Here is a 1271-nt window from a genome sequence, read left to right as displayed (position 1 = left end):
CTCAATGATCCCCTCATTGCGCATGAGCAAGTAGGTTGCTGAAGGTGCTGGTCTGCGCGACGGCTTTGGCGAAGGCTGTCATGAGCGGGACGAGCCTGTGCTCAGGCATGCTGGGGATTAATTCGTAGAGCATGCAGCCCTGGCGGAACAGCGAGTGGCTGCGGGTCTTGCTGGTGTTGGATTTGAGCAGGCGGTCCATGCCGAGGCTCTCGCCAACGGCGCCCAACGTGGTCAGCAGCGCCATGGCAAATGCGTTGACCAGCAGCAGCCGGTCGCGCCGCATCGGCTCACTGATGCGGGTGGAGGAGAGGCCCATGCCGAAACGCAGGTCCTTGGTGTCGCGGAAGCTCGGCTCGATCGTCCAGCGCCTGGCATAATGGTTGACCAGCACGGCGGCCTTGGCCTCCGGGTCGCTGGCGGCCAGGCACCAAGGCTGCTTCATGCCCTTTGCCTGCACGCAGACCACGGCACCCACCTGCCGCCCCTGTGCCGTGACCCGCGCGTTGCGCAGCTTGCGGGCGCGGCCATCCTTGCCCACCCAGTCAGCCGCCGGCCTCGTCTCGCCGGTGGCGTCGGCGACGCGAATATTGCCGCGGAAGCGGATGACGTAGCCGAACCCCAACTCATCCAAGAAGGCGAACAGCTTCTGGTCACCGAAGCCTCGGTCGGCCAGGATGGTGACGCGGCAATCCGGCGGCATGGTTTCGGCCAGGCGGCGCAGGCAGGCATCCTCGTAGTCGTTGCGCCGGGTTGCGATCTCCTCCTTCCAGACGGTCAGCCAGATCAGCGGCGCCGCCCGGCCGTGCCCCGTCACCCGGCTCAGCACGAGCGTCGATTGGCCGTCATGGTCGAAGTCGGTCCAGTCCATCGCCACCAGGATGTCCGGGCGGGCGCCGACCTGCTGCGGCACCCAGCGGGCGAAACTGTCCCACACGTCGATGCCAGCGTTGCTCAGCAGCCGGTCCACCTGCTTGACCGCGTGCTTGGTCACCAGCCCGCGTGCCTGCGCCAAGGCCTGGCCGATCACCGCCACCGCCAACGACGCACCCGTCATCACCCCGAGCGTGGCGCCCGCCAGCGCATCAACCCGCTTGGCATGCAGGTCAGGTCCGTACAGCCCGCCAATGAAGCCCCGAACCTCGCCCAAACGCCCAATCGCACGCGCCGCCTCGATCACTGCCCACACCCATCCGTCCGTGACACGGAGGTTCTACGAAACGCAGGCGAATCGCGGCCATAACTGAGCCAATGAAAATGAGGGGATTCGTGAG

General features: G+C 66.4%; 1 protein-coding gene. It reads right to left on the bottom strand.

Annotation, left to right across the window (positions count from 1 at the left end):
• Nucleotides 1-13: 13 nt before the first annotated feature.
• Complete coding sequence (locus ACO1BU_RS37430) at nucleotides 14-1156, bottom strand: IS4 family transposase (protein WP_424140912.1); 1143 nt, start codon at nucleotides 1154-1156, stop codon at nucleotides 14-16.
• Nucleotides 1157-1271: the final 115 nt, after the last annotated feature.

The organism is Roseomonas chloroacetimidivorans (assembly GCF_049629625.1).
In the GTDB taxonomy this organism is placed as follows: Bacteria; Pseudomonadota; Alphaproteobacteria; order Acetobacterales; family Acetobacteraceae; genus Roseomonas; species Roseomonas chloroacetimidivorans.
This window is presented reverse-complemented; position numbering and strand designations above follow the sequence as displayed.